General features: G+C 59.6%; 20 protein-coding genes. 11 read left to right on the top strand and 9 right to left on the bottom strand.

The genetic code is table 11. The features are described 5' to 3' along the window. Positions 1 to 136: 136 nt before the first annotated feature. From H6F57_RS08550 to H6F57_RS08535, 4 genes are all read left to right on the top strand, one after another. The gene (locus H6F57_RS08550; RefSeq protein WP_190628837.1) at positions 137 to 1,495 is read left to right on the top strand and encodes a histidine phosphatase family protein; all 1,359 of its coding nucleotides are present in this window, start codon (positions 137 to 139) and stop codon (positions 1,493 to 1,495) included. Then, positions 1,492 to 2,790, top strand: coding sequence for a dihydroorotase (locus H6F57_RS08545; RefSeq protein ID WP_313933610.1), 1,299 nt, complete (start codon positions 1,492 to 1,494; stop codon positions 2,788 to 2,790). The genes H6F57_RS08550 and H6F57_RS08545 overlap by 4 nt, the downstream gene beginning before the upstream one ends. A 126-nt stretch (positions 2,791 to 2,916) precedes the next feature. Next, on the top strand, positions 2,917 to 3,165 hold the full coding sequence (locus H6F57_RS08540) for a DUF4160 domain-containing protein (RefSeq protein WP_190628668.1): 249 nt from the start codon (positions 2,917 to 2,919) through the stop codon (positions 3,163 to 3,165). A gap of 19 nt (positions 3,166 to 3,184) precedes the next feature. Then, positions 3,185 to 3,460 carry a DUF2442 domain-containing protein gene (locus tag H6F57_RS08535; protein ID WP_190628670.1) on the top strand — a complete coding sequence of 92 codons (276 nt, stop codon included), beginning with the start codon at positions 3,185 to 3,187 and terminating at the stop codon, positions 3,458 to 3,460. Positions 3,461 to 3,588: 128 nt separating this feature from the next. On the opposite strand, the gene H6F57_RS08530 is transcribed toward H6F57_RS08535, so the two are convergent. Further along, on the bottom strand, positions 3,589 to 3,954 hold the full coding sequence (locus H6F57_RS08530) for a hypothetical protein (RefSeq protein ID WP_190628671.1): 366 nt from the start codon (positions 3,952 to 3,954) through the stop codon (positions 3,589 to 3,591). A gap of 644 nt (positions 3,955 to 4,598) precedes the next feature. Here H6F57_RS08530 and H6F57_RS08525 point away from each other — a divergent pair. Both H6F57_RS08525 and H6F57_RS08520 read left to right on the top strand, forming a co-directional pair. Then, positions 4,599 to 8,303, top strand: a complete 3,705-nt coding sequence (locus tag H6F57_RS08525; protein ID WP_190628673.1) for a TIR domain-containing protein — start codon at positions 4,599 to 4,601, stop codon at positions 8,301 to 8,303. Then, a complete protein-coding gene (locus H6F57_RS08520) occupies positions 8,233 to 9,552 on the top strand; it encodes a hypothetical protein (RefSeq protein ID WP_190628674.1) in 1,320 nt (439 codons plus the stop codon). The genes H6F57_RS08525 and H6F57_RS08520 overlap by 71 nt, the downstream gene beginning before the upstream one ends. Before the next feature lie 65 nt (positions 9,553 to 9,617). On the opposite strand, the gene H6F57_RS08515 is transcribed toward H6F57_RS08520, so the two are convergent. The 3 genes from H6F57_RS08515 to H6F57_RS08505 form a co-directional block, all read right to left on the bottom strand. Beyond that, entirely contained in the window at positions 9,618 to 11,060 is a 1,443-nt protein-coding gene (locus H6F57_RS08515) for a carotenoid oxygenase family protein (RefSeq protein WP_190628676.1), read from the bottom strand. An 85-nt stretch (positions 11,061 to 11,145) separates the two neighbouring features. Next, positions 11,146 to 11,952 carry an anti-sigma factor gene (locus H6F57_RS08510; protein WP_190628678.1) on the bottom strand — a complete coding sequence of 269 codons (807 nt, stop codon included), beginning with the start codon at positions 11,950 to 11,952 and terminating at the stop codon, positions 11,146 to 11,148. 69 nt (positions 11,953 to 12,021) lie between these two features. Next, positions 12,022 to 12,609 carry a sigma-70 family RNA polymerase sigma factor gene (locus H6F57_RS08505; RefSeq protein WP_190628679.1) on the bottom strand — a complete coding sequence of 196 codons (588 nt, stop codon included), beginning with the start codon at positions 12,607 to 12,609 and terminating at the stop codon, positions 12,022 to 12,024. A gap of 195 nt (positions 12,610 to 12,804) precedes the next feature. Between H6F57_RS08505 and H6F57_RS08500 the strand changes: the two genes are divergently transcribed. Next, positions 12,805 to 13,506, top strand: coding sequence for a ferritin-like domain-containing protein (locus H6F57_RS08500; RefSeq protein WP_190628681.1), 702 nt, complete (start codon positions 12,805 to 12,807; stop codon positions 13,504 to 13,506). 120 nt (positions 13,507 to 13,626) lie between these two features. Here H6F57_RS08500 and H6F57_RS08495 read toward each other — a convergent pair whose 3' ends face one another. Next, positions 13,627 to 17,331: a substrate-binding domain-containing protein gene (locus H6F57_RS08495; protein ID WP_190628683.1), complete on the bottom strand. Its 3,705-nt coding sequence runs from the start codon at positions 17,329 to 17,331 to the stop codon at positions 13,627 to 13,629. Positions 17,332 to 17,468: 137 nt separating this feature from the next. Between H6F57_RS08495 and H6F57_RS08490 the strand changes: the two genes are divergently transcribed. Beyond that, on the top strand, positions 17,469 to 17,786 hold the full coding sequence (locus H6F57_RS08490) for a hypothetical protein (RefSeq protein ID WP_190628685.1): 318 nt from the start codon (positions 17,469 to 17,471) through the stop codon (positions 17,784 to 17,786). Positions 17,787 to 17,894: 108 nt separating this feature from the next. Beyond that, complete coding sequence (locus H6F57_RS08485; protein WP_190628687.1) at positions 17,895 to 18,350, top strand: hypothetical protein; 456 nt, start codon at positions 17,895 to 17,897, stop codon at positions 18,348 to 18,350. Between the two features lie 66 nt (positions 18,351 to 18,416). On the opposite strand, the gene H6F57_RS08480 is transcribed toward H6F57_RS08485, so the two are convergent. Together H6F57_RS08480 and H6F57_RS08475 are read right to left on the bottom strand one after the other, a co-directional pair. Further along, the gene (locus H6F57_RS08480; protein WP_190628689.1) at positions 18,417 to 20,273 is read right to left on the bottom strand and encodes a protein kinase; all 1,857 of its coding nucleotides are present in this window, start codon (positions 20,271 to 20,273) and stop codon (positions 18,417 to 18,419) included. A gap of 134 nt (positions 20,274 to 20,407) precedes the next feature. After that, complete coding sequence (locus H6F57_RS08475) at positions 20,408 to 20,656, bottom strand: Ycf34 family protein (protein ID WP_190628691.1); 249 nt, start codon at positions 20,654 to 20,656, stop codon at positions 20,408 to 20,410. A gap of 307 nt (positions 20,657 to 20,963) precedes the next feature. On the opposite strand from H6F57_RS08475, the gene H6F57_RS08470 reads away from it, so the two are divergent. Beyond that, a complete protein-coding gene (locus tag H6F57_RS08470) occupies positions 20,964 to 22,223 on the top strand; it encodes a CCA tRNA nucleotidyltransferase (protein WP_313933611.1) in 1,260 nt (419 codons plus the stop codon). 10 nt (positions 22,224 to 22,233) lie between these two features. Here the strand turns inward: H6F57_RS08470 and H6F57_RS08465 are convergent, their stop codons facing one another. Beyond that, positions 22,234 to 22,848, bottom strand: coding sequence for a hypothetical protein (locus H6F57_RS08465; protein ID WP_190628694.1), 615 nt, complete (start codon positions 22,846 to 22,848; stop codon positions 22,234 to 22,236). 390 nt (positions 22,849 to 23,238) lie between these two features. Between H6F57_RS08465 and queF the strand changes: the two genes are divergently transcribed. Beyond that, positions 23,239 to 23,670 (top strand): preQ(1) synthase, encoded by a 432-nt coding sequence (gene queF, locus H6F57_RS08460; protein WP_190628696.1) that lies wholly within the window; start codon positions 23,239 to 23,241, stop codon positions 23,668 to 23,670. 63 nt (positions 23,671 to 23,733) lie between these two features. On the opposite strand, the gene H6F57_RS08455 is transcribed toward queF, so the two are convergent. Next, positions 23,734 to 26,142, bottom strand: a complete 2,409-nt coding sequence (locus H6F57_RS08455) for a hypothetical protein (RefSeq protein WP_190628698.1) — start codon at positions 26,140 to 26,142, stop codon at positions 23,734 to 23,736. Between the last annotated feature and the right edge of the window lie 162 nt (positions 26,143 to 26,304).

Below are 26,304 nucleotides of genomic sequence, written 5' to 3'. Positions count from 1 at the left end.
TTGGAATGGGTTTCTGTCTCTGTGGGGCACAGCCCAGCTCAAACGAACTCCCGTCCAAGTACTCTGCAAAGCTGCGACGCGGTTCCCTGACAGGGTAAAATCTGACGTTGGTCGCGCAACTTGAGAGGACAGACCCCTGAAAACCCGCGTTATTATCGTTCGTCACGGGCAGAGCACCTACAACCAGCTCAAACTCATTCAAGGTCACTGCGACGAGTCAGAGCTTACCCCCGCAGGCGAGGCCCAGGCGCTCCAGGTGGGGCAGGCGTTAGTGGGCATTCCCTTTGATGGGGTGTGGGCTAGCCCTCTCAAGCGCGCGCGCAAAACCGCTGAGATTATCGCCGCTGAGCTGCGCACAGAAATTGAAGGCTTAACTCCCGCCTTTACCGACGACCTGAAAGAAATTTGCCTGCCGCTGTGGGAAGGCGTAGCTTTTAGCGAAGCCGAGGCCCAGCACCCTGAAACCTTTCACCAGTGGCGCACTGACCCAGCCAACCTGGTAATGGCGGTGCCCCAGGCCGATGGCACAACGGTCGATTTTTACCCCATTCGTGAGCTGTATCAGCAGGCGGCGCGGTTTTGGCAGGGGCTACTGGCCGAGCACCAGGGCAAAACCCTGCTGGTGGTCGCCCACAGCGCCATCAACCGAGCGCTGATTAGCACCGCCATTGGGCTGGGACCAGAATATTTCAACAATTTGCACCAGGCCAATTGCAGCATCAGCGTGCTGAACTTTGCCGCTGGCTGGGGCAGCCCGGTACAGGTCGAGGCCATGAACCTGACCAGCCACATGGGGGCACCGCTGCCTGAGATGCGGCGGGGTCACAAAGGCCCCCGCCTGCTGCTGGTGCGCCACGGCGAAACCGAGTGGAACCGCCAGGGCCGCTTTCAGGGCCAGATCGATGTGCCCCTCAACGACAATGGCCGCGCCCAGGGCGCTAAGGCGGCAGACTTCCTCAAACCTGTGGCGATCGATGCGGCCTACACCAGCTTTATGGCGCGACCGAAGGAAACGGCAGAAATCATTCTTCAGCACCACCCAGGGCTAACGCTGCACTCGGTGAATGAGCTGCGAGAGATTAGCCATGGGGAATGGGAAGGGCTCTACGAGGCTGAGATCGAGACCAACTATCCAGGGATGCTGGAGCAGTGGCAGAGTGCGCCTGAAACTGTGCAAATGCCCGGGGGTGAAAACCTAGAGCAGGTGTGGCTGCGATCGATCGCCGCCTGGAAGGAAATCGTCGCGGCCCACAGCGGCGGCGACACGGTGCAGACCATTCTCGTTGTGGCCCACGATGCGGTGAATAAGGCGCTGCTCTGCCACGTGCTGGGCATGGGGCCAGAGTTTTTCTGGCGGTTTAAGCAGGGCAACGGCGCGGTGAGCGTGATCGACTACCCCGACGGCATCGACAGCGCCCCGGTGCTGGTCACGGCCAACGTCACGATTCATCTATCGGGCAGCGTGCTCGATAAGACCGCAGCGGGGGCACTGTGACGGAGATTTCGGCAACTGGGGTGCAGCTGATTCAGCAAGTACGGGTACTGGATGCAGTGACCCAGACTGATCAGGTCGCCGATGTGCTGGTGCAGGATGGTGTGGTGACAGAAATCGCCCCATCCCTTACCGTCATCCCCGCCAGTGCCGAGATGATTCAGGGCCGGGGGAAGGTCTTGCTGCCGGGGCTGGTCGATCTCTACAGCCACTCGGGGGAGCCGGGCCATGAGCCGAGGGAAACCCTGGCATCGTTGCTAGCGGCTGGACAGGCGGGCGGTTTTACCCGGCTGGGCATTTTGCCGAATACGGAGCCTGCGATCGATCATGGGGCGATGGTGGAGAAGCTGCTAGCTCGACGGGGCTCCATTGCGCGCACTAATGCTAGTCTGCCTCATCTCCATCTTTGGGGTGCCCTGACCCAGGGTGCCCAGGGCCAGCAGATGGTGGAGCTGGTGGAGTTGTCGGAGGCTCCGATCGCAGGCTTTGCCGACGGGCGGGCAATTCAAAATCCTTTGCTGGTGCAGCGGCTATTGCAGTATCTGCGGCCCTTGGGTAAGCCGGTGGCGCTGTGGAGCTGCGATCGCACCCTGCGAGACACTGGCGTAGCCCGTGAGGGTCCTTTTTCGCTGATCTATGGCCTGGTGGGCGACCCGGCCAGCTCTGAGACCGCTGCCCTGGCCGCGCTGTTGGAATGTGTGGCCGAGATTGGCACCCCTGTTCACCTGATGCGAATTTCTACCGGGCGCGGGGTCGAACTGGTGCGCCAGGCGAAGGAGCGGGGATTGCCCGTCACCGCTAGCACCACCTGGATGCACTTGCTGTTTAGCGCTAAAGATTTGGGCGGCTACGACACGAACCTACGCTTGTCGCCGCCGTTGGGAAACCCTGAAGACCAGGCGGCGCTGATTGAGGGGGTGAAGGCGGGGGTTGTGGATGCGATCGCGATCGACCATACCCCACACACCTACGAAGACAAAACCGTGGGCTTTCCCTCTGCGCCCCCTGGTGCGATCGGCCTGGAGCTGGCGCTAGGGATTTTGTGGGATACCTTTGTCACCCAGGGCAACTGGTCGCCGCTGACGCTGGTGCAGGCGCTGAGCACCAACTCGGCGGCGTGCTGGGGGCAGACGCCGCCGACTATTCAGCCCCAGCAGCCTGCGGAAATGATTTTGTTTGACCCCGGCACTACGTGGACGGTTACGCCCTCAACCCTGTGCTCCCTCTCAGCTAATACTCCCTGGCTAAGGAAAGAGATCCCTGGTCGCGTCCTGCGTACTTGGGTACCGCCGCGCTAGCCGCCGATTACCCACGAATGCACTCCCGCCTACGCGGGAATGAAGAGTTGCGCTGAAAACCTGGTTGCACTACCAACCATCTTATCTTGATAAAATTGAACGACGATATGATCAGCAAACACAGCTATGCCAGAGGTTGCGCGGTTCTACGGCATTGTCATTAAGGTGTTTTTTGGCGATCACCCGCCACCACATTTTCATGCTATCTATGGTGAATATGTCGCGCTGGTCAGTATTGAGTCACTCGAAATTATTGAGGGAGATTTGCCTAATCGAGCTCAGAAATTGGTTTTGGAATGGGCAGCGTTATATCAGCGAGATTTGCTACAGATGTGGAATACTCAAAAATTTCAAAAGCTCCCTCCACTAAAGTAGACTTCGGTCAATAATCGCCATGAAATATCCCCGAATCCTTGAAGCTATAGCAGTTGATGATTTCACCTTAGCAATCAAATTTACCAATCAAGAATCAAAAAAATACGACATCCATCAGCTTTTGAGCATTCCAATGTTTTCTCCGCTGCGACAACCGGCCTTCTTCAAGAATTTTGAAGTTGCGGCAGGGGGCTACGGGATTGTGTGGAATGAAGAGGTTGACATTAGCGAATATGAGCTTTGGAAAAATGGTGTCGCTCTGGAGAGTGAGGAGTTAATTGGGGAGCACCTCTAAGTAGTGAATAAATTAGGTGGTGGGCGATGCCCACCCTACGTGAAAGGACGTGTACGGCCTATTACAGTCGTACACGTCCTCAACGAAACCGCCTTGGGATGGTGTTTGATTGCGGTGCTGCCTAGCGTTTAGGCGACATTCACAGTATTAGCGGTGCGGCGAGTGCGCTTTTGGCGGTCAGATTTGCGACGGCCACCGGCCATTTCGTATTCGGAGCTGTCTTTGCCGTAGCGGACGCCGAAGCCGGAGAGCATGTGGTCAGAAAAATCCATTAGCTTGCGCTCGGCCATCAGCATGTCGTTGTAGGCACCATCTACCATCGACAGCATGCGGTTGTAGGCCATCAGCTTTTCTTGCATGGTCTGAATGTGCGCGTCATAGGCCTCCATGGTATAGCCGTTACCAAAATCGGCAGCTCTGGTGACAGACTGCATACCGGCGATGCGGCGCTGGGCTTTTTCGAGTGCTACAGAACTTCTCTTTTTTCTGGCCATTGGGGTGTCTCCACAATAAAAACGGTAAGACCGAGTTTTGCAGCAGCCGGGTAATGGATTTAGCAGTCTCAAATGACTTTTATAGTTACCTACAAAAGCTTCGTAGCTTACCGTTTCCAAGATGCATCCCTGGGTTTGCGCGGCTCAGTTGTTCATCCACTTTAGGCGGCAAAAATGGGCGATCGCTTGAGTAACCATTCGGAATTGCCGCTGTCTCAATTTTTTTCGCTGGATCTGTATAGCTACGGAGATTTAGTGCTGAGATGCGGGCCATAGTCGCTAATGCCAAGGCGTTTAATCAAACTGGGTAGGCGATATGGACTATTACTTATGCGTTATTAACTATGGCTTAAGCAATTCTAATTGTTGAGGCTTAAAAACTGTAGTTAGTACGATGGTGAGTTTTGATGGGGTTGACGATCAGCCGAAATATCTGACCAACTATAGGCATTGCTTAAGCGTTAGTTCATAGCGTTTAGGCATTAGTTATTAATGATGACTACCCAACCAGGTGGGTTGCTTAGGCACTAAGAAACCCACTCTACTCTCCGGGTACCCTTTGAGGGGGTAGAGTCGGGCGCCAGGAATCGCTCAGATAGGGCAATGCGTGTATAAAGGGGGTATCTGCCCGATTTTGGTCGCTCATGGCCGCGCCGCCTCGCATTTTTATCTGCTATGCCCGCAGTGACAACGCTGGCGATGACCACAGCCAGCGCTGGCTCGATCGCCTGCTGCAAATGCTGGGGCCGCTGGAGCTACGGGGGCTAGTCAAAGCCTGGGCTGACAACGACGTCGAACCTGGCGAAGACTGGCACCGCACCATTCAGGCTAGCCTTGACCAGGCGGTGGCAGCGGTGCTGCTGGTCAGTCCGGCATTTTTGGCCTCAGAATATATTTACAATAGCGAGCTGCCCGTGCTGCTGAAAAACGCCCAGCAGCGTGGCGTCGTCATTTTGCCGCTGATTGTGCGCCCTAGCCTCTACGACGCCATCACGTTTAAATACCCCGACTCGGTGCAGGGGCCAGAGGAAATCGCCCTAGCCTCAATTCAGGCGGTGAACCCGGTGAGCCACCCTCTCACCGCCATGACCCAGACCGAGCAAGACGAAACCCTGCTGAAGCTAGCCCACCGACTCAAAGCCATTGTCGAAAGCCAGCCCCCGTCGCCGCCGCCGCCTGAGCCAGAACCCTACCAGGGGCTGAGAGCCTTCACCGCCCAAACGCGGGAGTTTTTCTTTGGTCGCGAGGCGGAGGTACAAGAACTGATAGACAAGCTGGCCGGGGCTAACTTTGTGCCGGTGATTGGCAACTCGGGCAGCGGTAAATCGTCGGTGGTACGAGCGGGGCTAATGCCTTGGGCTACTAGCCAGGGCTGGCATGTGCTAGGGCCAATCAAACCCGGCATTGACCCCATGCCCAAGCTTAAGGCCAGCTTTGAAGATGTATTCAACAACCGCGAGATTCGTGCCATCTATGACCAGATCGACACCGAGGGGCTGATGGGGGTGCTGGATCGTTTGCCCCACCACCAGCGCTACCTGCTGGTGGTCGATCAGTTTGAGGAAGTCTTTACCGTTTGCACCAATAAAGACCACCGGCAACAGTTCATCGCCAGCCTGACAGGACTGGGGCAGCACGGCGACGCACCGCTGAAGGTGGTGACTACCATGCGCTCAGACTTTGTGCCTCAGTGGCTCAGTTCTAATCCGCTGACGCGAGTGATTCAGCGCCATGCGGTGTGGCTTGGCCCCCTGCTAGGGGAGCCGCTGGTAGAGGCCATTGTGCGCCCCGCCCAAACCCTGGGCTACAACCTAGAGAATGGCCTGCTGGAGCTAATTTTGGACGATGTGGCCCAGGAAGAAAATTGCCTACCCCTGCTGGAGTTTGCCCTGGCAGAGCTGTGGCAGCAGCGGGATACCCGGCGGCGGGTGCTGACGGTGGCGGCCCACCGCAACCTGGGGCGGCTGCGTGGTGCCCTGGCTCAGCGGGCCGAAACCATCTACAACCACACCCTCAAGAGTGATCTAGAGCGCCAGTGGTGCCGCCACCTGTGCCTGGAGTTGGTGCGTATTGGCCCCGAGGGCACCGACACCCGCAGCCGTCAGCCCAGGGCCAGCCTGCTGGGCCAGCACCGCACCGCCAAGGAGCAGGAGGTGTTTGACCAGGTGCTCGAAACCCTGGTGGAAGAACGGCTGCTGGTGGCCGATAACGACATCCTCGACCTTACCCACGAGGCGCTGATGGCGGGCTGGCCTCGCTTTGCCACCTGGCGCGACGAAAACCGCGACCAGCTGCGTCTGGTGCAGCGGCTCAAAGATGCCTACACCGAGTGGTTGGCCAAAGACGGCAGTGACGCTTACTTGGTGCAGGGGGGCCTGCTGGCGGAACTGCGCGACAGCTGGGGGGCGCTAAAAACCGAGGCCAAACTCGCGGCGGGGCTGATCGAATTTTTTAGCCTGAGCGACGACCATGAGCAGCAAAAGGTTGCCGCCCTAGAGAAAGCCCTGGCCGAGGCTGAGCTGCGGGCAGAATGCAGCCGCATTGCCAACCTGCCAGCGGCCAACGCCGTAGACAAAACTCTGCTGACCATCAAGGCGGTGGCCGACAGCCTGAACACCCTACAGGGCAAGGTGATTACCCCGGTGCAAGACGCCTTGCACCGCGCCTTTACCCACCCCTGCGAACGGCTCAGAATTATTGAGGGCCATGGGGGCCTGATAAACTCGGTGGCCTTTAGCCCTAAGGGGGATCGTATTGTCGCTGGCGGCAACAACCGCACTCTACGGTTATGGGATCTAGACGGGCGGCAGATCGGCGGCGCCTTTGAGGGCCATAGCGGCACGATCTGGTCCATGGCCTTTAGCCCTAGGGGAGGTTGCATTGTCTCTGGCGGCGAAGATGGCACCCTGCGGTTGTGGGATCTAAACGGGCGGCAGATCGGCGGCGCCTTTGAGGGCCACAGTAACGGGGTTTTGTCGGTGGCTTTTAGCCCCGGGGGGGATCGAATCGTGTCCGGGAGCAGCGACCGTACCCTGCGGTTGTGGGATCTCGACGGGTATCAGATCGGCGGCGCCTTAAGGGGCCATGACGATGCGGTCAGGTCGGTGGCCTTTAATCGGAGGGGGGATTGTATTGTGTCTGGCGGCAACGACGGCACCCTACGGCTGTGGGATCTGGCCGGGCGGCAGATCGGCAGCGCATTTGTAGGCCATTCCAGCAGAGTCACTTCAGTGGCCTTTAGCCCCGAGGGAGATCGCATTGTCTCAGGGGGCGACGACCGTACTCTGCGGCTGTGGGCCCTAAGCGGGCGGCAGATCGGCAGCGCATTTGAGGGCAATAGCGGCGGGATTTTGTCGGTGGCCTTTAGCGCCGAGGGAGATCGCATTGTCTCAGGTGATGACGACGGCACCTTGCGACTGTGGGACCTGGCCGGGCGGCAGATCGGTAGCGCATTTGAGGGCCATGGCGGTGCGGTCACCTCGGTGACCTTTAGCTGCGAAGGCGATCTCCTTGTCTCCGGTGGCACCGACGGCACTGTGCGGCTGTGGGACCTGGCCGGGCGGCAGATCGGCAGCGCATTTGAGGGCCATCAGGGACAGGTCCGGTCGGTGGCCTTTAGCTCCGAGGGGAATCGCCTTGTCTCCGGTGGATACGACGGCACCCTGCGGCTGTGGGACCTAGCCGGGCGGCAGATCGGTGATGCATTTGAGGGCCACGGGGTCGCGGTTAATACGGTGGCCTTTAGCTCGGAGGGGAATCGCCTTGTCTCCGGCGGATACGACGGCACCCTGCGGCTGTGGGATCTCGACGGGCGGCAGATCGGTGGCGCCTTTAAAGGCCATAGCGGCCCGGTTTGGTCGGTGGCCTTTAGCCCCGGAGGGGATCGTATTGTCTCTGCCAGCACCGACGGCACCGACAGCACTCTGCGGCTATGGGATCTCGAGGGGCGGCAGATCAGCGGCGCCTTTGATGGGCATGGCAGTGGGGTCACCTCGGTGGCCTTTAGCCCCGGGGGGGATCGCATTGTTTCGGGCGGCCCCCACAGCATCATACGGCTATGGGATCTCGAGGGGCGGCAGAGCGGCGGTGCCTTTGATGGGCATGGCGACATGGTGTTGACGGTAGCCTTTAGCCCCACTGGGGATCGCGTTATCTCGGGGGGGAGCGACGGCACTCTGCGGCTGTGGGATCTCGAGGGGCGGCAGATTGGCGGCGCCTTTGAAGGCCATCGGGGACAGGTCAGGTCGGTAGCTTTTATGCCCCGAGGGAGAGCACATTGTGTCCGGGGGCAACGACGGCACCCTACGGCTGTGGGACCTGTCCGGGCGGCAAATCGGCGGTGCTTTTGAGGGCCATAGAGGTCCGGTCGAGTCCGTGGCCTTTAGCCCTACAGGGGAGCACATTGTGTCCGGAAGCAGCGACGGCACCCTGCGGCTGTGGCCAGGAGGCAGTTGGCCAGACTGGCTCTACGCCTGTAGCCTGAGGCTGCTGCGCCACCCTCGCCTGACCCTGGCCAATAGTATTTGGGGCGCTTTAGGGAGCGACCTAGATCGGCAGGTGTGCGAGTTTTGCCAGCAGCAGGTGTGGCTCCAGGCCGACCTCGCCGATTTTTACCAGGCCCACGGCATTGCCCTAGCCTACCTAGGCAACATCGAGGCCGCTACTGCGGCTCTGGAGCAGGCCCAGCGGCTCAACGCCGACTTGGTGCCCGAGCCTGGGGCAATGGCCGAGCGCCAAGTGGCAGTGGTCTTGCTTGACCGGGCCCAGACCCTGGCAAAAGCGGGTGAGCAGACGGCGGCGCTAGAGCAATTTGCCGCCGCCCAAGCCCTTGACCCGGCTATTGCCCTGGATTCCCAAACTCGCTACAACCAGCTCAGAGCTATTGGCCTGATCGCTGAGGGCCACCAACAGGCCACCCAGACCCGCGGCGACCTTCACCTAACAAAGGCGATCGCCGCCCTTACCGAAGCCCAAACCCTTGACCCCAGCCACGGCTTCGACCCCCAGCAAAAGACTTACCAGTGGGCCACTCCGGCACTGGTGCAGCGCAGCCAGCAGCTTTCGGGCAACGACCAGTGGCAAGAGACTCTGACCCTGTGGGAGCAGGTAGAAACCGAGCATCCGGCGCTGGTGCTGCCTCCCGAGTGCCACAGCACGCGGGTCAAATATCTGGCCTATCAGGGCCAGATTGCCGCTGCCCTGGAGAGTTTAGCGGTTCTGCAAACCCAGTTTCCCACATTCGAAATCTCCGCCGATATGTGGAATTCCTTGGGCTGGGCTGGGGCCACCTATGGCTACGGCACTCATCCCACTATTCAGCAGGCGGCAGAGCAAGCAGTTGCCCTGGCCGATGACGATCGCAAGCCTTTCTATCAAGACACAAGGGGGCTTTGCTATGCCCTCCTAGGCAAGGTAAACGAGGCCATTGTCGATTTTGAGAGATTTCTTGATTGGGCCAGCCGCCAAGAAGACCTTAATGAGGAAGCTGCCGCTGAACTACAGCAGCAGTGCCAGCAGCGTCAGGGCTGGATCGAAGCCTTGCGGGCGGGGAAAAACCCGTTCACTGACGACTTGTTGATCAGTCTGCGTAGCCAATAGATATTGTGCCTTTCGAATGTCGGCCTAGGCTCAGCTGGTGGGCAGTGCCCACCCTACGACTATATTTACTCACTCATCCAGGTGCCGTGAAAACTATGGGGCACCACCTCCGGCAGCCCTAGCCGACAGATCGGCCCCTTCTCAAGCTCATTCCCTTCATAAACCCACAGTTCACTGCGGTGCTGGTTGCCGTCGTAGACCACAGTCAGCACCCAAGGCTGCTGGGGGTTAGCCGAGTTCGCAACGACGATCGGTTCCGATGGGTAGCGGCCCTCTCCAGCATCAGCAACGGTGAGACCAGCTTTAGGGTCAAGGCGGGCGATCGCCCCAAACAGCTCATTCACCGGGGTAGGCACCGTGCGATGCACATTCAAATAGGTGGCCGCCGTCTCGTTATGGCCAAACGCGATCGGAAACTCGCAGTGGCGATCGATCAAGCACTGCTGGTCGAGAATCTTCCCGGTTTTAGGGTCGATTCGGTACTGCCAGAGTTGAGCATCGGCGGGCGTAGAGGTGTGGCCCGAGGCCACTTCTTTGAGGTACTGGTTAGTGGCGAAGTCGTTGTAGCGCACTACGTCAAACACAACAGAGCCATCAAAATCAAGGTAGCTGTGGCCAAAGTGCCACTGATACCAGGGGTCAACAGGGTTGAGGGCGATCGCCTCCAGACTGTCGGCATCTACCACAATAATCTGGGTGCCCTGCTGGGGCTGCCACTGCAAAGCATCGCTGAAGCTAGACAGAGCAAATAACGCGGGCAAGGGGCTAAGGCGCACCGGCGACACGCAAAACACCAAGTAGCGATCGGCCAGCACAAAGTCGTGCAGCAGCGGAATCCCCGCCAGGGGAATCGCGCCGGTTTTCTCAACGACCCCAGCAGCGCTGAGGCGGTAGAGCTTGAGGGTAGCGTTGCCGCCCGGCACCGCACCAAAGCTAAAGATTTCCCCAGTGCGGGGGTGGCGCTTGGGGTGGGCGGTAAAGGTGTCGCCAGACTGGAGTTCTGTCAGGTTGTCTAGGCCAACGGTCTCTAGGGTCTCTAGATCGAGGCGGTGGGGCAGGCCCCCTTCCCATAGGGTTAGCAGGCGATCGGGCAGGGCCAGCACCGAGGTATTGGCCGCATTTTTCATTTGAGTCTGCCACCGCTGCCAAATAGAAACGGGCGGCAGAGTTCCATAGCCCCGATAGAGACACTGCTCGGCCTCTTCTTCCTCCACATACCCAGCTGAGCGCACGTAGCGGTAGTTGGCCACGGCGCTGTCACCATCAAACTTCACCCGCAGCACCGCCCCATCACCGTCGAACCAATGGCCAGCTCGGGTGCCGCCGCGCTCTAGGCGAGCCGGACCGTTGCGGTATAGGGTGCCCCGCAGACCAGCAGGCAACTGTCCCTCTAATACGGATAGCGTGGTGGCGGCGAATTCTGTAGCGGGCTGGGCGATCGCCCCCGCCCACAGAGCCGCAGTCGGTGCAGCGGCAGGTTGCGATCGCGACGGTGCCAAGGAAGCCATAGGTGCAGAGATAAACGTTGCTTGCTCTATTGTGACCCAGGACGCCCTAGAGGGTGGGGCGATCGCCCCTCACCTATCCACTTCCCTACGACTGACTCTGCATCACCAAATCCCCTGCCGGCACCGGTGGATCGTCCGCCCGCTCGGCCGTGATCAACATCTGCACCGGGGCAGTGCCACAGACTGCATCGGGCAGCGCCCACTGATTTGTGTCTTCAGCAGTAGCCGGGTTAAATTCTCCACAATAGACAGGGTCGCTGTCGGCCAGCGCCCAAAGCCGATACACCTGATCCTCAGCCAGGGGCGGCAGATCGCTGGTGACGATTAGCGCGGTTTGGTCGGCGGGATTGACCACCAGGCGGGCGTTAGCCTCGGGCTCGGCCTCGGTGCCCGCCAGGGTGTAAAGGCGGTTGGCGGGCTGGCTAAAGCTGGCCACCACAGCCTCGGTTTGGCGCAGGGCCAGGCGCAGGCGCTGGTTTTCTTGCAGGGCAAAGGCCAGGGCCAGAGCAGTAGCGGCCCAGCCCAGGGCCAGCCCCAGTTGCGCCCAGAGAAATCGGCGGGGGGCAGGCGCAGCGTTGGGAAACTGACTCGGAACGAGGATCTCTCCGGCAATGGCAGGCTCAGGCCCAGCGGCAGCAGGTACGGCGACGGGGACAGCAGCGGCCAGGGCGGCAGCCAGGGTGCGATCGCGCAGATCAGGCGGCGGCGCTACTGGTGTTGGCCCCAGGGCAAGGCTACCCCAGGTGGTTTGCAGGGCAGCCAGTTCAGTCGACACTTCGGGATATTGATCGAGCCACTGCTCGACCTGGGCGGCTTCTTCAACGGTGAGGTCGTCGAGCACATACCCCGCCAGCAGCGAGCGCCAATTTTCAGGAAGGGGAGGTGAGGTCATCGGTGGGCGGAGAGGGTGAGGGGTGGGGAGTGGATGGGTGGGGGTGGATGGGTAGGGGGCGGGGAGGGTTTAGTCTTTCTGGTGCTGGAGGAGGTTGCGCAGGCGCAGGAGGCCTTGGCGGCAGCGAGATTTGACGGTGCCTAGGGGAACGCCAAGCTGGGCGGAGATTTCAACTTGGGTGAGTCCTTGAAAATAGGCGATTTCTAACACTTCGCGCTCGGTGGTGGGGAGCTGGTCGAGGGCAGCGCGCAGGTGCTGGTTCTGTTCGTGCTGGGTGGCGTAGTCAACCGGGTTGGGCGATCGCGCCGAGGCTGCACTGATGCGCTGAAACCGCTGCAAAATCACCGCCCGCCCGCTTTTTGTCCGCAGGCGATCGAGGGCGCGGGAGCGGGTGTAGGTAGCCAGGTAGCTGCCCACGCTGCCTCGCTCGGCGTCGTACTGTTGCCGCTGCCAAAAATTGACGAACACCTCTTGGGTGAGGTCTTCGGCCTCAGCGGGGTTAGACAGCATTTTGAGGGCCAAGGTATAGACCATCGACGAATAGCGGTCGTAGAGGGTAGCGAGGGCAGCGGTATCACCGGCCCACAGACGGGTAACCAGATCGCGATCGCTAACTGGAGAGGACAGCTGGGGGTCGGGGGGCGGCAATGGAGGCATTAACTACACATCAGGAATACGACTCAGACCACCGTTATGGATGGCTGGGGGAGAAACAGATACAGAATGCAATGGATGTGCTGAACTCAAACATCAATTGGGAGCACTCGCCATCCATAGACCAAGGCTAGTCGTATTGTGGCGGGTCTGATAGCAATTACGCTTGCCCACGACATTAGCGCAAAGGATACTGCAATGAATCACGATTTCATGTCTGACGATCTAGCTTCCCCCAGAGCAGGGGTTTCTCGTCGTCGGGTTATGGTGGGCGGCACGATCGCGGGTTTAGTTGGCACCCTCGGCTTCTCTGCCTTAACCAAGAGTGCAGCCCAAGCTGACAACCGTAGCGCGCAGAACCCTAACAGACGGGGAGCCCGCAACAGAGCGGCCGCTAACGATGCTGCCATTCTCAATGGGGCGCTCTTCTACGAGCATCAGGCCATCTGGGCCTATGGGGCCGCTGCCGGAGGGCTCAGCGACACCGACGTGGGCAAAGCCGTGCTGGCGATCGCCCTGGCTAACCAGGCCGACCACATGGCCCACCGCGACCTGCTCATGCAAGTTGTGAGCGATCTGGGCGGCACCCCCGTTATGGCCGAAGACAGCTACGACCTGTCGGCCTACCTGGAGCGGGGCGACGGCGGCCTCGACTCGGATGTCAACATCGCCAAGCTGGCTCTGGCCCTCGAAACTGATGCCGCCATTGCCTACGCCGGCGAGGTCGCCCGGCTAAAAACCCCCGAGCTGATCACCGCCGGGGCCACCATCGCCGCTGCTGAAGCAGCTCACGCCACCACCATTCGTGCCGCCTTCATTTCGCTGGGGGTCGAGATTCCCTTCGTGCCCGCCCCCTATGTCAGCGCCGACACCCGCGAGCAGTGGGTGCTCAAGGTGTGAGCCACCCGAAGGTGCTATTAACAGGCTTTCCTGAAGTCGTCACTATCTAGATCGTCAAGTCACTCCTGACTATTGCCCGGGGCCTCGCCTCGGGCTTTTTTTGACGAGTTTTTTTAATGATCAGGCAGCAGAAATCGCCGCCACCTCAACCGATTGCGCGATCGCCAGCCAATCGCCAGCCGCACTTAAATAACCCACTTCTACGACATAGATACGATCCCACTGGGGAATAGGCAGGTACCAGTCTTGGGCAAAGTCATCGCGGCAGCGCTGCTCCACCACTGCTGAGGGCAGCGGCGCTTGGGTGGCTCGACCCGTGACATCGTAGAGGTGCAGGGTCATGGTTTCACCGCCGTCGGCTTTGGCCTGGGCGCGATCGCCCTCATCAATGTGCCACACCGCATAGAACCGCCCCCCATCCTGGTCAATGGATAGGCGAATCCAGCTAGCGTCAGCGGTGTCGTCAGCGTCTTCTGGCAACGGCTCAGGGCTGGTGGGCACAACCCCAAAGCTGTCGGGCGAGCTGGGCGGAATGCTGGCTAGAGCCGCCACAACCTCTGGCGGCAGTCCCTTCAGTCCCGACAGATCCTCGCTCCCCGAGACCTCCGCTGGGGGCGGCACATAGTCACCCGGCTCCAGAGCCACCGGCAGCGGCACCGGCATGGGGGCTGGCCGCAGGGGTGGCATTGTTGCAGCAGCGGCAGTACTGTTGCTGTCTATCGGCAGCGCCGTGGGCTCGGCCTCAATGGGAGGGGCATTCCCTAAACGCACTTGGCTAAGCAGTTCTTCTTCCAGAGTGCTGGGCATCGCTGCCGCCACAACCTCTGGAGGAATCGCTGGGATATCGCCATCGGGAACGGCGCTAGGGACCGGGGGCAGCACCTCTGGGGCGATCGCGCTGGCATCTTCGGCGCGATCGGGCAAATCAGCCGCCTCTGCCGCTAGGCCTGGGGGGACGTCAAAGCTGCTGGCGGTCGTCGTCCCGGCCATTTCCACATCGGCGGAGGGCAGGCCCTGCACCATCTGCTGTAGCTCCATCGGCACATCGGGGTCGTAGCCATAGTCTGCCGGGGGCGCATATTCAGGCACCACCGTTCCAGACCCAGAGGTGCTGCCAATCTTTGAAGACCCTGGGTCGATAGATACCCCGTCCTCAGGTGGGGCAACGGCCGCCTCAGGTAGCTCCCAGGTAGAATCGCCGCTACCCAAGGCAGCGGCCCGATCCAGGCAGGCTTGTCCCTCGCTCTGGCGACCCATCGCCATGAGCGCTTGCCCCTTGCCTAATTGGGCCGCCACCGATGTGGGGTCGAGTTCTAAGGCGGTGTCAAAGCAGAAGAGAGATTCTTCGTAGCGGGCCATGGTGTTGAGCAACCGGCCTTTGCCAATCCAGGCGTCGATAACGCTGGCGTCGAGCTGCAGCGCTGCGTTAAAGCTATCCATCGCGTCGTTGGCCTGCCCCAACAGCGCTAGGGCATTGCCCCGCTCGGCCTGGGCTTGGGCGGCAATGGCATTGATGCCGCCGGCTGGTGTCGCGGCAGCGTCGGTCTTACGGCGCTCCACTTCGGTAGCTTCCACAGCCTGGTTGAAATAGATCAGAGCGTTGTCGTAACGGCCCTCGCGCATCAGGCGGCGGCCCTCAGCCAGGTCGCCGCGGGCCTGCTCGAGTTTGCCGGTCGGCAGTGCCCCTGGGTATTCATCGTTGGGCACGAGTTCGGCCTCGGGGGGCACAACACCCACCTCGGGCAAGTCAGGGGGAAGTGCTGGCCTGTTCGCTGGGGGCTGGCTACTTACCTTAGAAGAATTGATATCTGGACCAGGGACGAGACCCACCGCCGTGCCGCGATCGCCATCGGCCTCTAGCTCATCCTCATCTTCATCGTCGTGGTCTTTGCCAGACAGCGACCCCGCAATGCCAAACAGCAGCAGCAGGGCCGGAATCACGGCCAGCATCCACCAAGAGCTGGGAGGCAAGTTTCGCAGGCGCTGCCAAAAATCACCCAAACCAGCTATCGGGCCGTTGGAGTCTCCTGAGTCGGCTCCAGATTCACTGTTAGACACCAGCTCACCCTGGTCATTGCGCAGTTCAACCTGGCGATCGCTCCCTCCCACCACCAGCAGCCCCTCTGGGGTATACCCCAGGGAAGCCGCAGGCTCATTGAGCTGCAATGGTTCCGCTAGCTGCTCACTGCCATCGGGCGACCACAGCTGAAGGGTGCTGTCGGCCCCGGCGGTGGCTAGCGTACTGCCGTCGGGGCTGTACGCCACAGCGGTGACCGCATCGCCGTGGGCTTGAATGGTATTCCCCCGAGGCTGGAGAGTGGAACGATCCCAATTGCGTAGGCTGCCGTCGCGGCCCGTGGTGGTCAACACCTGGCCATCGGGGCTGCTGGTAATCGTGGTTACGCCCCCCGGATGGGCGTTGGCGCTCTGGCCAGCGGCGGTGCCATCCGCATTCCAAAGACCCAAGTTACCGTCGCGGCTGCCCGTAATCAGCGTTTGACCACCCACCGGGTAGTGGAGCGCTTGCACTGGCCCGCCAGGGGCGGCAATGGGCTCACCCACACGGGTGCCATCGGCCAGCGACCAGCGCTCTACGGTGCCGTCGGCGCTGCCACTGGCCAGGGTTTGACCATCGGGGCTGACGGCTAGTGCCAAAATTGGGCCGCCCTGCCCTTCGATCGGCTCGCCGATCGGCTTGCCGATGCGATCCCATCGGCGCACGGTGCCATCGGCACCGCTAGAGACCACAGTTTGACTATCCGGGCTAACGACTACAGCCGATACGGCCCCTCGGTGGGCGTCGGTCACCACCGTTTCGGTCGGGTTGCCGTCAGCATCGAGCCATTGCAGCTGACCGTCTTCGGTGCCGCGCACCATAAACTGTCCATCGGGGGCCAGGGCCACGCCGCCGGGCAGTTTGTTGGTCCCCACGGTGACATTGTCGCGGGCGGTTTGCTGCGCCTCGGCCACAGCGGCCTGGCCTGCGTCGCTGGTGGCAAAGCCCAAAAATGCCTCGACGGGCACGCTTGGCTCACCCCGATAGATGTAGTTGCGCGGCTGAGAATAGGGATAGCGAGGGTTGTCGGGCAGGGTGCCATCCAGGCTTAGCGGGCGCACGGCGTCTTGCCCCAGCACTTCAGAGGCGATCGCATAGCTAATGCCGTCGTTGCCCAGTTCGCGCACCACCACAGTGGTGTCATCCTCATCTACCTGCACAGCGTTGTCGCCGGTCTCAAAGGGCTGGGTTTGAAAGATTTCGTAGTCGGCCAGGGCCAAACGGGTGGAGCTGGCGGCGGGGCGATCGATAAACCGCAGTGGCACGTTAGGGCCACCCAGCTGCGACCAGTTGGTGATTTCGCCGCGAAAAATGGCAACAAACTCATCAAAGGTCACATCGCCCCGAAACGGGTTGTCGCGCCCCACAATGATGGCAATTTTTTCCCGCGCTACCGGAATTGACGTCAGACTGGGATCTTCCTCGGCCTCACTGAGCGATCGCCCCAGGGCCGCCAGATCCACGTCGCCGCCCCGCAGCGCCTGGAGCGCCTGATCGTCACTACTGGTCGAAGCCACTACATCGGTATCGGGGTAGCGGGCCTCAAAGCCTTCGCCCAGGCTCTCATTAATCTCCACCATCGACGGTGACCCCTCGATCGAGAGGGCGGTGCCGGGGGGGAGGCTCTCTTGCAGGATAAAGGTTGGCGTGGGTTCCGCTGTTACCTGAGCCAGCAGCCGAGGCTCAGATCGGAGCGCACTGAGCGGCAGCGCAGCCAGGGCGCTGAACAGCGCCAGCATGGCCAGAGACGGCTTAGGAAACTGGTTCATGGCGGTACCCAGAGGTCAGTAAACAATCTGCTAAAGGATACACGCTGGGGCGCGGGTTGGAAGGATTTTTTGCCCGGCGGGGGAGGGAGGTTATCCCCCGCAGCGGCTAGAGTAGAGGCATTTCGCTGGGTGTTGCCATGGTCGTTGTTGTTTTTATTGGGGCGGGTCTGCTGGCCTTTGGCCTGTCGTTCTGGCTGACTCGACGGCTCCAGCGCCCTCGCCCAGCGGCGAAACAAAAAGCTCCTGTTGGCTTACAAAGGCGATCGCTGCAAAACAGGTCTAGTTCTCCCTCCTTCCAAAACCCGCTGGCTGGCTCCCCCGCCCCCGACCTCGATCGCCAGGTGCACGATCTGCTGGGTCAGGGCAGACTGGTCGATGCCGTTAAACGCGTCAGAGAGGTCAACGGCTGTAGCCTGAACGACGCCAAAGCCTATGTTGCGGAGCGGCTGCCCTAGTCTGAGCTACCCCTTAACCAGCGCTAGGACGAACCACCCTTGCCCTCTCGCCATGGCAAATCGCGATAAGCTGATAAAGGTTTGATTTTGCTTACCAGCAGGCGACCTATGGCACTACGTGGGATCTTCACCGCTCTTTTAATTGCGGGCCTTTGGCTAGTTAGCGGAGCCGGGCTAACGGCCCAAGCCTTAACTCCCATTGAGCTCAGTGGCCTCAGCTACGCCCCCTGCCCCGCCGACTATGCTGAGGGCATGGTGGCCGCAGGCTCAATTCAGCAGGCGAAGTGTTTTTTGATTACCGGCAAAGCGATCAACCGCACCGGCAAGCCCGTAATTGACGCCGACATTTTTGGCCGCATTTTTGATGCCAACGACAATCCTGTCATGCAAAACCGGGGCCGATTGGGCGGTATTCCAAAAGTTCCCCCCGGCGAGAGCGACTTTGAACTGCGGGTTTCAGTTGCCGCCAACCAGCCCGAGCCGCTCAAACTCAAGCAGTTCAAGGCATCGGGGTTTAGCGCCACCGTGCGTCAGTTTTCTGAAACCCCCTCGGCGCAGCAGTAGCTTCCGCCCGACATACCAACTGAGTTGGGCTGATCCCGATTCCTTAGGCGAATGCGATCGCCCTGGCTAGGCGGCCTCAAAGCACCAAAAGCGAATGGTTTCGTCGGCGCTGGTGCTGACCAGCATGCGGCTGTCGGGGGTAAAGGCGATCGCCCGTACGCCCCAAGCATGGCGCAGGCGAGTGGTTTGGCCCAGCCCTTGCAGGTTCTTTAGGGTTAGGTGCCCATCGTCTGCCCCGATCGCCAGCCAATCCCCATTAGGGCTAATCGCCACCGCCGTAATCGCGCTAGGAGCTTTGTGGATCACCAGTCCCCGGTCAGGATTCTCGGCGCTCCAGACCTGTACGTGGCCTTCGCGATCGCCGCTGACGATGCGGCCATCCTGAGGGTGGCAGACGAGGGCCGTGATCGGGGCATTGGGGGCCGTGAGGGTGTGAGTCAGTCGACCCGAGGTTAATGACCAGAGGCGAATTGTGCGATCGCGGCCCCCACTCACCAGCAGATTCCCTGCGACATCTACCGCCAGCGCCGTCACCTGGTCTTGGTGGTGCACCAAGGTCTTTGGCCCATCTCCCCGATCGAGCACCCATAGGTAAATGCGCCCGTCACCGCTGCCCACCGCCAGAGTGTCGCCAGGCGGGGCAATCAGCAGTGAGGAAATTTGCCAGCTCGACACCGGCAATCTCTGGCCAGTGTAATCGTCTAAATGCCACCGGATCAGCTGACTGTCTTCGCCGCCGCTGACGATCGCATCTCCAGCGTGGGTAAATGCCACCGCGTTGACTGCGCCGCGATGGCCTAAGCCCAGCAGACCCAGCGATCGGCGAAAGGTGTGAATTAACTCCCCGTTGGTGCAATCCCACAAGCGCACAGAACCGTCAGAACAAGCGGTGGCGATTGCCCTTCCGTTCAGACTCATCGCTAGGCCGTTGGCCACAACCCCTGGCAGGCTGAGAGCGAACCTTTGCTCCCAGACCGGTGTGGCATTCAGCGACTTGGTGAAGACCTGGGACGTTTTTGAGCCTTGGGTATCCAGGGCTAGACCGCTCCAGCGCAGGTCGGCCAGCACCTCCTGGGCATTGCTGTAGCGCTCTTGCAGGCGGCGGTTGACCATGCGATCTAGCACGCGCCCCAGGGCAGGGCTGACGGGTGCCGTCACGTAGGGTCGCCACACCCAGGCATCGTCGCTAACAGAATATAGGTCGAAGGGATGCAGCCCGGTGAGCAGGTGCAGGCAGGTCACCCCTAAGCTGAAAATGTCGCTGGCGTAGACCGCCTTGCCTAAGGCCTGCTCGGGGGCAGCGTACCCCGCGCTGCCGATCACCGTGGCGGTGCGCTTGAGCTGTTCAGGATCAGCGATCGCCTTCGCCGACCCAAAATCCACCAGTGCCAGAGGTTGCGGTGCCGCAGGCGCGATGATGTTGGCAGGCTTGATATCGCGATGAATAACGCTGTGGTCGTGAATGTAAGCCAGCACGGGCAGCAGTTCGTAGAGCACTCGCTGCACCAGGGCTTCACCACTCAGGTTGGAGGATTGTTGCATCCGCTGGTCGAGATTGGGGCCAGGGATGTATTCCTGCACCAAAAACTGCCCCTGGGCGTTGTCAACTACATCCAGCAGGGCGGGAATTTGGGGGTGCTGGCCCAGCGTAGTTAGGCGATCGGCCTCGCGATGAAAGCGATCGCGCCTTTCTCCACAATCACTTCCCACGGCCAAGGTCAGCTGCTTGACCACACAAACGGCTGGCGGATCGCTGCTCTCATCCGCCGCTAGGTACGTGCGCCCAAACCCACCCTGGCCAAGGAACTGCTGACAACGATAGCGATCGGCTATCGGCAACGACTGACCGCAGGCTGTGCAGACCCTAGCCCTTTCCTCATTCTTAGGCTGCGGACAAGCAGGGTTGACGCAAAGAGTGGTCAAAGGATGGCTCTATTCACTATCCAGCAATCTGCGATGTTAGGGATTCTATGTTGGTGAGCACTGCCCCACCCTACTTAGGGATGACACGGGGAGACCAACCCACCTAACCATCCACCCGACTACTCATCCACTCCCTAGGTCGGTACCAACTCGCCGGGGCGCAGCTTGGCCCACTTGCCCTGTTCTGCAACAAAGCTATCGCAGCCGACTACGTCAAACTCCTGTTCAACCTCGTCATCGAGCATACGAATGTTGGCGTTGACCGTAGGATTCACTGCTTCAAAGCTGGGGGAATCGGTCAGATGAGGTTGTCTGTGCAGCTCTTCCACCGCGTGGTAAGTGGTGCAGCGATCGACGTAGTGGCAGTTCACACAAATGCACATAGCACGCCCCCGGCAGGAACACAGCAAGGTCAAAGCTGACATCTCCAGTCTAGCCAGCCCTCAGCTAAATGGCCGTCATTCTTCAGGCAGTAAAGGGCTTTGGCCGTAAAGGGGATGCGTTTTCTGGTAGTCTAGCTCAAGTTTTTTGAATGTCCCGGGTGGCCCAGCCCAGATGTTGCAAACTGAAAACCCAGCTTGGGTTTTCAGCTGTTCTCTGTGGGGCCAGGGTGTCAAGACTAAAAAACCCTGTTGTAATGAAAGAAATGAGGGTTCATTGAATCCAACGCTATCCCCCTTCTCCCTCGCAGTGGCTACTGAGAAATCGGCGCTTTCGCCAAAAACCTGGCCCTTCAGCGTGTCGCTACTGCCACAACAAGCCTACTTGGTGGGGGGAAGTGTCAGAGATGCCCTGCTGCATCGCCAGGCCAACTATCTAGACCTCGACTTTGTGCTGCCTGAGCGGGCGATCGCCATCGCACAATCCATCGCCCAGCACTACAGCGCGGGCTTTGTGGTGCTCGACACCGAGCACCAGATCGCGCGGGTGGTGTTTCCCAGCGCCACCGTTGACTTTGCCCAGCAGGTGGGGCCAACGATTTACTCCGACCTGCACCGGCGCGACTTTACCATTAATGCGATCGCCTACAGCCCCCACAGCGAAACCCTGCTCGACCCCCTCGATGGCTGCGCCGATCTGGCCCGCAAAACCCTCTGCATGGTCGCCGCTGAAAACCTCAAAGACGACCCCCTGCGGCTGCTACGGGCTTACCGCCAGGCCGCCCAGCTGGGCTTTAGTCTCGACCCTACGACCCAGCAAACTATTCGCGGCCTGGCTCCAGCCCTGGGGCGCATGGCCGCCGAACGAGTGCGCGGTGAGCTAGACTGCCTGCTCAGCCAGCCCGAGGGATCCATCCTGCTGGGTCTGGCCTGGCAGGACGGCCTGTTGCAAACCTGGCTGCCCGAAGTCGATCGCCCCCATCTAGACCGCTTGGCCACCATCGATCAGCTGGCGGCCCAATACCACAAGCGCTGGCCCGATTTTTCGTACCTGCTGCACAGCTGGGTCAAAGAACAGACTACCCACGGCCTGCACCGCAGCTGGCTCAAGGCGGTCAAGCTCAGTCAGCTGCTGCCCCCTGACCTGACCAGTGCCGAGACGACCCTGGCAAAACTCAAATATAGCCGTGCCGAGCAGCAGGCGGTGCTGAGCATTCTCAGGGGCTGGCAGTACCTACATCAGCACCAGAACAACACACTCTTAACCCTTGGACAGCAGTATCAGTTGTTCAAAACTGCCGGGGCGGGCTTTGGGGGCGTTGCCCTGCTGAGTCTGGCCTACGGCATGCCCGAGGACTTGATCTTGCCGCTGGTGGAGCGATACCTTACCCCCAATGACCCCGTTGCCCATCCCCAGCCCCTGGTTACAGGCAAAGACCTGGTGCAAGGGCTTGCCCTCAAACCAGGTCCTCAAATTGGTGAACTGCTGGAAGCAGTTTATTTGGCCCAGGCCGAGGGGCTAGTGAGCAGCCGCGAAGAGGCCCTGGAGTGGGTCAAGCGGCAACTCTAGCCCCAAGCGCTTAGCTACCCGAGGTAGCCCCAGCGGCAGGCTCAGCCGCTTCTTCGTCGGTGGTTTTGGCTTCAGAGTCGTCAACTGCGTCAGGGGTCTCGTCGACGGTTACTTCGGGATCGACCTCGTCAACGGTTGCTTCAGGGTCGGCAGGGGCTTCGGCTTCAGCTTCAGCGTCGGTAGGGGTCTCTTCGGTAGCCGCTTCAGGGGCAATGTCATCGGCGGTGGTTTCTTCGGTCACCGCTTCAGAGTCAGCTTCTTCAACGGTGGTCTCGTCAGTCACCGCTTCAGGGTCAGTTTCTTCAGTCAGAATGTCAGGGGTGGCAGCTTCGATCGCAGCCTCGCGCTCGGCATCAAGTTCAGCCTCGATCGCCTCGACATCAACCGTAGGAGCGGCATCAGGGGTCGCGGCTTCGATCCCAGCTTCGCGCTCGGCATCGAGTTCAGCTTCGATGGCTTCAACGTCAACCGTAGGGGCGGCGGCTTCGGTCTCAGGGGCAACGGCTTCAGTGCCGTCGGTTACAGCTTCGGCCTTGGGGTCTTCGGCATGGGCAGGCAGGCCTAGGGCCAAGCCAGCGAGGGTGAGGCTACCGGCAGCGAGGGCAAGCTTACGGTAAATCGTCATAATGTCTCTCCTGAAAAAGCGTCTTCCGATGGAGCTGGGGAGTTGATGCTATAAATGTGCTACAACAACTACTCCCAACGCTTGGTGAACTTATCACAGGGTTTGGGGCAGAGCCAAAGGTGTTAAGGAAGAAGTATGAAGTTTTGATTAAGCGATTGGAATAACTTTGGTTAAGTCTCCGGTCGGGAACTTTTGCCGCTGCCCGGCCATCTAAGGGTGATCGCTCGCCGCCGCTTTGGTTAAGAAACATTGAAAAAGGCTACATTACCCAAGGAGACAGTCTAGGCCGTAGCCGCATTTCTCTTTGGAAATGCCGAGCGCTGGCAAAGCTGGTTTCAACCGTTCTGTGGTTAGCCTGAACTGACCCTATTTATCCCTTTCCCGTCGCCCATGACTATTGCCTCAGCCTCGACTTCTCAGTACGGCGATCGCGCCATTCTCCAAGCCAGCGTAGACCCGCTGGAGAAATGGCCAAATCCTTCGGAGAATGTCTATACCATTCACCTAGAGCACCCAGAATTTACGGCGCTGTGCCCGCGATCGGGTTACCCAGACTTTGGCACCATCGTGGTGGACTATTGTCCAGGACCTTGGGTGGTAGAGCTAAAGGCGTTTAAGCTCTACATCAACAGCTTTCGCGATCAGCGCATCAGCCACGAAACTCTAGCCAACCAGATCGCCGATCGCCTGTGGAATGAGCTACAACCTCAGGGGTTGCGGGTGATTGGCGATTACACCCGCCGCGGCGGAGTCAAGACAGTGATTACGGTCAAAAAGGGCAGCTGTGAGGAATTTGGGCCTTATACCCCTAATCTGCTCTAAAGCCCGATCGGACCGAGGTTAGGATTCTGAAGGCCGAAGCGTTATGGGGATGTAGGGCGATGATTAGCTCAGATTGCTCAGGTCGTCGAGATCGTTTAGTAAGTCGTCAGTGGGTTCTGGCGCGGGCGGATTGAGTAGGGCGTCGAGATCGAGGTCGTCGGCGTTAAAGTCATCGTCTAGGCTAAATTCATCGACTTGATCGCCGTCTGCTTCACCCTCTAATAGGGCAGCGAACCCAAAATCCTCATCATCTAACCCAGACGAGGCCGTCTCAGGGGCAAACTCATCGACAGCAAACTCGGAACTGGGTGCTGAGATAGGTTCATTGAGCAGGGCATTGAGGTCGAGACTGTCGGCGCTAAAGCTGTCGTCTAGGCGAAATTCATCGACTTGACTGCTATCGGTTTCATTTTCGAGCAGACCAGCCTGGCCAAAGTCGCTTTCGTCTGGTGTCGGTGCTGCCTCGAAAGCTAGCTCGTCTATAGCAAATTCGGAACTGGGTGCTGAGATGGGTTCATTGAGGAGGGCATTGAGATCGAGACTGTCGGCGCTGAAGCTGTCGTCTAGGCGAAATTCATCGACTTGACCGCTATCGGTTTCATTTTCGAGCAGACCAGCCTGGCCAAAGTCGCTTTCGTCTGGTGTCGGTGCTGCCTCGAAAGCCAGCTCGTCCATAGCAAATTCGGAACTGGGTGCTGAGACAGGTTCATTGAGTAGGGTGTTGAGATCGAGACTGTCGGTGCTGAAGCTGTCGTCTAGGCGAAATTCATCGACTTGACTGCTATCGGTTTCATTTTCGAGCAGACCAGCCCGACCGAAGTCGCTTTCGTTTGGTGTCGGTGCTGCCTCGAAAGCCAACTCGTCCACAGCAAATTCGGAACTGGGTGCTGAGACAGGCTCATTGAGTAGGGTGTTGAGATCGAGACTGTCGGTGCTGAAGCTGTCGTCTAGGTTAAATTCATCTTCGTCTGGTGCCGTTGCCGCTTCGGGAGCAAAGTCATCCGTCGCAAACTCAGAGCTGGGTTCTGAGGCAGGTTGGTTGAGTAGGATATTGAGATCGAGACTGTCAGTATCAGCCTCAGGCTCTAAGCCAAAATCATCGATTTGGCCGCTGTCTGTTTCACTCTCTACGAGGCTAGCTAAGCTAAAGTCGCCTGTTGCTGACCCTGGTGAGGTTGGCTCGGGGGAAAATTCGTCAGCGTCATCAAAATTCAGCTCAGATAGATCTGAGATGGTGTCTGGCTCTGATGTATCGAAGGCATTTATGTCGAGACTGTCGGTGTCAACATCAGCATCTAAGCCCCAATTATCAACTTGACCCCTGTCAGCCTCACTCTCTAGCATTGTTGCCAGGTCTGAGTCTTCCTCGTCTACGGCTGGTGAGGGTCCTGCTGAGGAGAACTCGTTCATATCTAGGCTGATCTCGCTGTCGGCTATCAGAGCAGCTTCGTCAGAGATCGCAGCTTCTGGCGGCATAGCTTCTTCGAGCATGGCCATGTCTAAATCAACCGCTGGCTCATCAGCCACGGGGGCGGCTGGCTCTGGGAAAGGCGCGACTTGTAGTTGCAGGCGGGCCTCGTAGGCCTGCTCAAGGTCTTGGGTTCGCTGGGTCAGCTCATCCTGATAGTGCTCGATCTTCTCGGCTAGCTTTTGCTCGTATTCAGCTCTGAGACTTTCCTCTAGCTCTCGGCGCAGATTAAGTTCTAGCTCTGCGGTGGAGGGGGCGAGATCAACGGGCACCGAGTCACTGGCCTGGGCCATCTGTAAGCGGGCTTCGTAGTCTTGCTCCATTTGGGCCAGCCGCTGGGCCATGTCGTCTTCGTATTCGGCTAGGCGCTGGTTGTACTCAGCCTGAAGCCGGGCTTCGATCTCGGCGACATCAGCGGTATCTGTACTGGCTGCGGCTGTCGGCTCTGGCACCAGGGCACCCAGGGAAAGATCGCCAGGGGCTTGCGTCTGTCGAGTCTGCTCTTGGTCTTGGTAGTGGGCGATCGCCTCTGCCAGCCGCTGGTCATAGTCTTGCTGAGCCTGCGATCGCGCCTCCACCAGCTTGTCTTGCAAATGCTGTTCGTAGGCCTGCTGAATCTTGGTAGCCGCTTCTTTGAGGCGGGTCTCGTACTGTTTGCGAATGCGCTGTTCGGTGGTGCTATCGGCATCAACGGGAGCACTGCCCATTACGCTTTCGCGAGTGCGGTACTCAGACTCTAGCTGACCGCGGCGCTCCTCAAGCCGATCCTCATACTGCTCCATTTTCTCAGCGAGATGAGCTTCATAATCTTTTTGCAGCTGCTGGGTGGCGGTGCGCAGTCGTTGCTCGTGCGCTTTTTCTAGGTCCTCTTGGCGCTTTTGGCTCTGCTGCAAGGCCTCGGTCAGCTCATTCACCCGGCCCTGACGCAGGTAATACCCCACGATAACCGCCAGCAGTAGGCCGATTAAAGCAGCAACGATCAAACCTTGCGTAAGTTGAGGCATGGTGTTCTTCCCCTGTAGAGTTTAAAGACGAGCCGTAGAGTATCCACGCCTGAGGGGCAGAAACCAGCCGCCACCCCGCCTTTGCAGCCACTTTTCAGCCGCTAAATATTGACGATCAATGATATACGCTGCGCCCCGTTTGGGATCTCAAACTTAGCCTCA

The sequence above is a fragment of the Leptolyngbya sp. FACHB-60 genome, from assembly GCF_014695775.1.
Taxonomy (GTDB): domain Bacteria; phylum Cyanobacteriota; class Cyanobacteriia; order Phormidesmidales; family Phormidesmidaceae; genus Nodosilinea.
This window is presented reverse-complemented; position numbering and strand designations above follow the sequence as displayed.